4 protein-coding genes are annotated in these 4,942 nt (G+C 70.7%); 3 read left to right on the top strand and 1 reads right to left on the bottom strand.

The window, feature by feature from the left end; genetic code table 11:
- Positions 1–645 (bottom strand): LacI family DNA-binding transcriptional regulator (locus H5J30_RS17530; protein WP_181788360.1); only part of this gene is annotated, 645 nt, incomplete at its 3' end.
- Positions 646–1,022: 377 nt separating this feature from the next.
- Between H5J30_RS17530 and H5J30_RS17525 the strand changes: the two genes are divergently transcribed.
- The 3 genes from H5J30_RS17525 (at position 1,023) to H5J30_RS17515 (ending at position 4,578) form a co-directional block, all read left to right on the top strand.
- Complete coding sequence (locus H5J30_RS17525; protein ID WP_181788359.1) at positions 1,023–2,588, top strand: aminotransferase class V-fold PLP-dependent enzyme; 1,566 nt, start codon at positions 1,023–1,025, stop codon at positions 2,586–2,588.
- A 95-nt stretch (positions 2,589–2,683) separates the two neighbouring features.
- Positions 2,684–3,187 carry a RidA family protein gene (locus tag H5J30_RS17520; protein WP_181788358.1) on the top strand — a complete coding sequence of 168 codons (504 nt, stop codon included), beginning with the start codon at positions 2,684–2,686 and terminating at the stop codon, positions 3,185–3,187.
- 59 nt (positions 3,188–3,246) lie between these two features.
- A complete protein-coding gene (locus H5J30_RS17515) occupies positions 3,247–4,578 on the top strand; it encodes an amidohydrolase/deacetylase family metallohydrolase (RefSeq protein ID WP_181788357.1) in 1,332 nt (443 codons plus the stop codon).
- Positions 4,579–4,942: the final 364 nt, after the last annotated feature.

Genomic DNA, 4,942 nt, shown 5'->3' with positions numbered 1-4,942 from the left:
CGGGTCGTGGGGGATGCCGCAGGAGGCGAGCGCGGCGCGGTAGCCGCGGCCGCGGTTGCCGCCGGGGACGGTGTCGACGGGGCCGTTGACGAAGGCGATGCGGCGGCGGCCGGTCCCGACGAGGTGGCGTACGGCCAGTTCGGCGCCGGTGACGGAGTCGGCCTGGACGGCGTCGACCGGTACGCCGTCGGGCAGCGAGCCGATGACGACGACGGGGCCGGGGGCGGCGGTCAGCGCCTCGACGTGCGCGGGTGTGATGCGGATGGGCACGAGGACGAGGCCGTCGCTGGTGCGGTCGGCGAGGCTGCGTACGACGCCGAGTTCGTCGGCGACGTCGGCGTCGGTGGAGTGCAGCAGCAGGCGGTAGCCGGCGGCCTTCGCGACGGCCTGGATCTCGCGGACCATGGCGACGTAGACGGGGTTGCCGATGTCCGGTACGGCGAAGGTCAGCTGGCGGGTGTGGCCGTCCTTCAGGGAGCGGGCCACGGCGTTGGGCACGTAGCCCAGCTCGCGGGCGGCGCGGCGGACCCGCTCCTCGGTCTCCGGGCGGGCGCCCAGGCCGTTGAGGACGCGGGAGACGGAGGCGATGGACACCCCGGCGCGTTCGGCGATCGACACGATCGTGGGTGGCCCCCCGGAGGACATCGCACTCGCCCCTTTGCGTCGCTGCGTCGTTGCGTCCCGTGCGCGGCCGGCCCGAACGGGGCGCTCCTGTAAAGGTTTACAGCCGCTGGAAACGTTTACGTATGGTGCTCTCGCGCCACCCGGCCGTCAATGGCCGTACACATGTGATCTGCGTCTCCCCGGACGGGCGCGCGGCAGGCGGTGCGCGGGGCGCCCGCGGGGCGGCGGCGCGCGAGAAGCCCAAGTCGCGGGCTGACTGGGCAGGATCCGGGTTCCGAATAGCCGCATCGGAAAGAGGGCCTTAACGCCGACTCACGATCTTTCTAACGTCTACGGCACCACAACTTACGAGGTGACAGGGGGCCGGAATGCCTGCTGAGGCACTTTCTCGTCGCACCATGCTCGGAAGAGGCGCGGCGGCCGGGGGAGCACTCGCGCTGGGTCCGCTGCTGGCGGGTGAAGCGTTCGCGGCCACGTCCGGGGCGCCGTCCGCGGCGAACCCGGGCAAGGGCCGTCCCAAGGACATCTACGGCCGCATCGGGGTCCGTCCGCTGATCAACGCGCGGGGAACCTACACCGTGCTCAGCGGCTCGCTGATGCTGCCCGAGGTACGCGACGCGATCGATGCGGCGGCGCGGCAGTACGTACAGCTCGACGAGTTGGCCGACGCCGTCGGCCGCCGTATCGGCGAGCTCACCAAGACGGAGTTCGGGCTGGTCAGCGCCGGGTGTTCGGCGGGTCTGACGCACGCGGCCGCGGCGTGTACCGCCGGCGGCAACCCGGACCTGCACGTCAACATCCCGGACCTGACCGGGTTCCAGAAGACCGAGGCGATCATCCCGCGGCACTCGCGGAACGTCTACGAGGCCGCGATCAGCGCGGTGGGCCTCAAGGTCGTCCAGGTCGAGACGAAGGAGGAGCTGGAGGCGGCCATCGGCCCGCAGACCGCGCTGGTCTACATCATGGCCGGGCCGCGCGTGGACGACAGCGAGCTGGACACCGAGACGATCGCGTCGGTGACCAAGCCCGCCGGGGTCCCGCTGCTGGTCGACGCCGCCGCGGAGATCCTCACCATCCCCAACGTGCACATCGAGCGCGGCGCCGACCTCGTCGGCTACAGCGGCGGCAAGTGCATGCGGGGCCCGCAGTCGGCCGGTCTGATCCTGGGCCGCGAGGACCTCGTACGGGCCGCGTGGGTGCACAGCGCGCCGCACCACGGCTACGCGCGCGGCTTCAAGGTCGGCAAGGAAGAGGCCATGGGCATGCTCGCGGCCGTCGAGATGTGGGTCCAGCGCGACCACGACGCCGAGTACGCCGAGTGGACGAACTGGCTCAAGCAGATCTCCCGCCGCGTCTCGTCGGTGAGCAGGGTGACCACCGAGATCACCCAGCCCGTCGGCCTGTCGAACCGGACTCCTTCGCTGCGCATCCTGTGGAGCGCCAAGCGCAAGGAGGTCACCGGCACCACCATCATGAACGCGATGTGGGACGGCGAGCCGCGCATCGCGCTCAACGCGGCCGGCGGCTCCGACCCGGACCAGACCGGCGTCTCCATCACGCCGTACATGATGGAGCCCAAGGACTGGCGGACCATCTCCGACGAGCTGGTCAGGCTGCTGCGCGACCCGCCGCCCGCGCCGGAGTCGCCCAAGCCGCCGACCGTGGACGTGGCCGGCACCTGGTCCGTGGAGATCAAGTACGCCGCGGGCTCGTCGAGTGCGCACAAGCTCGAACTGACCCAGGACGGCGCGAAGGTCGCCGGCACGCACGCCGGCGAGTTCGTCAGCCGGAAGGCGTCGGGCAGCGTCAGCGGCAACCAGGTCTCGGTGCGCAGCAGCTACGGCGAGGAGAACGGCGACTCGCTGAGCTACACCTTCACCGGCACCGTCGACGGCGACAAGATCAGCGGCGAACTCGACATGGGCGAGTACCTGAAGGGCTCCTGGACCGCGACCCGGTCCTGACGGCCGGCGCGCGCCGGCCGGCAAGCCGCGGCCGGCGCGCGCGGCCCCGTACCCCCACGTGTCATGCACCGAACATTCAGCGAGGAGTAAAACGCATGTCCTCCAACCGCAGGGACTTCATCCGCAAGGCCGCCCCGGTGGCCGCGGTGGCCGCCGTGCCGGTGGTCGCGGGCGGCCAGGCGATGGCCAGCGACAACGACACCCAGGGCAAGGGCAAGGGGCACGGCCGGCCGCCGCGCAAGGAGGTCCACTACCCCGGTGGCGGCGAGCCGCCGGAGAACCCCCTGTTCAGCCCGATCGTCACCTACGGCAACATGGTCTTCATCTCGGGTATCGGTGCGCACTTCGAGGGCGACATCCGCTCCCACACCGACCACGTGCTCAACGAGATCGAGCGCTACCTGGAGTCGGTCGGCTCCTCCATGGAGAAGGTCCTCAAGGTCAACGTCTACCTCAACACCCTGGACGACTACGACGGGATGAACGAGGTCTTCCTCGGCCGCTGGGGCAAGGAGCCGGGCGTGCGCACCACCATCGCCGCCGCCGCCGGCATCCCCGGCGACTCCCTGGTCGAGATCGACTGCATCGCCGTCATCTGACGTTCCGCAGTGCACGCGCCACCACCACCTGACACGCAGAGATGGGGAATCGAGACGGCATGCACGTGAGATCGCGAGTTTCCTGGACGGTACTTCCCGCGGCGCTGACCCTCGTACTGGGCGCCTCCACCGTCGGCGCCACGGCGCCTTCGGACGCCCAGGCCGAGGGGAAGGACGACAAGGGCGCCGCGTACGACCTCGTCATCCGGCGGGGACACGTCATCGACCCGAAGAACGACATCGACGGCGTCCGCGACATCGCCGTCAAGGACGGCAAGATCGCCAAGGTAGCGCGGAGCATCGACGCCTCGGGGGCGGAGAAGACCGTCGACGCCAAGGGCAACTACGTCACGCCCGGCCTGATCGACATGCACGCGCACATGTTCCCGGGGCCGAAGCAGGACTACGCCAACGGCTGGAACGGCGTGGCCCCCGACGGCTTCACGCTCCGGGCGGGCGTCACCACGGCCGTGGACACCGGCTCGGCGGGCGCCAGCAACTTCGACCAGTTCAAGACCGAGGTCATCGACAAGTCGAAGACGCGGGTGCTGTCGTTCCTGAACATCGTCGGCAAGGGCATGGCCGGCCACCCGTTCGAGCAGGACCTCTCGGACATGGAGCCGGGGCCCGCCGCCGAGGTGGCCAAGGCGAACCCGGGGACCATCGTCGGCATCAAGACGGCGCACTACAACGGCCCCGAGTGGGACCCGGTGGAGAACTCCGTCGAGGCGGGCGAGGAGGCCGGCGTCCCGGTCATGGTCGACTTCGGTGCGAACACGCCGGAGCGTCCGCTCTCCCAGCTGCTCAACGAGAAGCTGCGGCCCGGCGACGTCTACTCCCACATGTTCTCCGGCCTCCGCGGCGAACTGGGCGAGGACGGCAAGCTCAACCCGGCCATGAAGCAGGGCCGCGACCGCGGCGTGGTCTTCGAGGTCGGCCACGGCGGCGGCAGCTTCTCCTGGGACGTGGCGGTGCCGGGGATGAAGGAGGGCTTCACGCCCGACGTCATCTCCACCGACCTGCACATCTCCAGCATGAACAGCGGCATGAAGGACATGTCCAACGTCATGTCGAAGTTCCTGACGCTCGGCATGCCGCTGGAGGACGTCATCGAGGCGTCCACCTGGACACCGGCCCAGACCATCCAGCGGCCCGACCTCGGCAACCTGTCGGTCGGCGCGCCCGCGGACATCGCGGTCTTCGAGCTGGCGAAGGGCGAGTTCGGCTACGTCGACAGCTTCGGCTGGCGGATCGACGGCAAGCAGAAGCTGGTCGCCGAGACCACCTTCCGCGCCGGTGAGGCCGTCTGGGACCTCAACGGCAAGGCCGCCGAGAAGTGGTACCCGGGGGCGAACCCGCCGGAGAACGTCTCCGGAGACCACGAGCACTGAGGGCGGCACAGAGCACCATCCCTCCCCTGCCCCGGAGGGCGTCCCGGCCGGCCCGAGCCGGGACGCCCTCCGGGGCTCCGTGCTGCCGGGCCCGTACGCGCCACGGGTTCAACCCCCGTTCGCCGCACGGGTCTTGACCTTGATCCAGAGCGCGCGAACACTGCACGGGTGTCTTCCACCTCACCCCTGCACCCCCGTTCCGGCCGCCCGGGCAGACCCGGGCGGCCCACCCGCCCCAGCAGGCGCAACGTGCTCCGGCTGACCGGTGCCCTCGCCGGGATGGCCGCCGCCGCCCAGTTCACCCCGGCGCCCGCGACCGCCGCGCCCCGGTACAGCGACAACCCCTTCACCCTCGGCGTCGCCT

Source organism: Streptomyces phytophilus, assembly GCF_013870535.1.
Lineage (GTDB): Bacteria > Actinomycetota > Actinomycetes > Streptomycetales > Streptomycetaceae > Streptomyces > Streptomyces phytophilus.
Note: the sequence above shows the minus strand (reverse complement) of the source record. Positions and strands in the feature narration are given on the sequence as shown.

What these genes read in the sequence shown, in the direction of transcription:
- H5J30_RS17525 (WP_181788359.1), top strand. Translation starts at nt 1,023, where the DNA reads ATGCTCGGAAGAGGCGCGGCGGCCGGGGGAGCACTCGCGCTGGGTCCG.
- H5J30_RS17520 (WP_181788358.1), top strand. Translation starts at nt 2,684, where the DNA reads ATGTCCTCCAACCGCAGGGACTTCATCCGCAAGGCCGCCCCGGTGGCC.
- H5J30_RS17515 (WP_181788357.1), top strand. Translation starts at nt 3,247, where the DNA reads ATGCACGTGAGATCGCGAGTTTCCTGGACGGTACTTCCCGCGGCGCTG.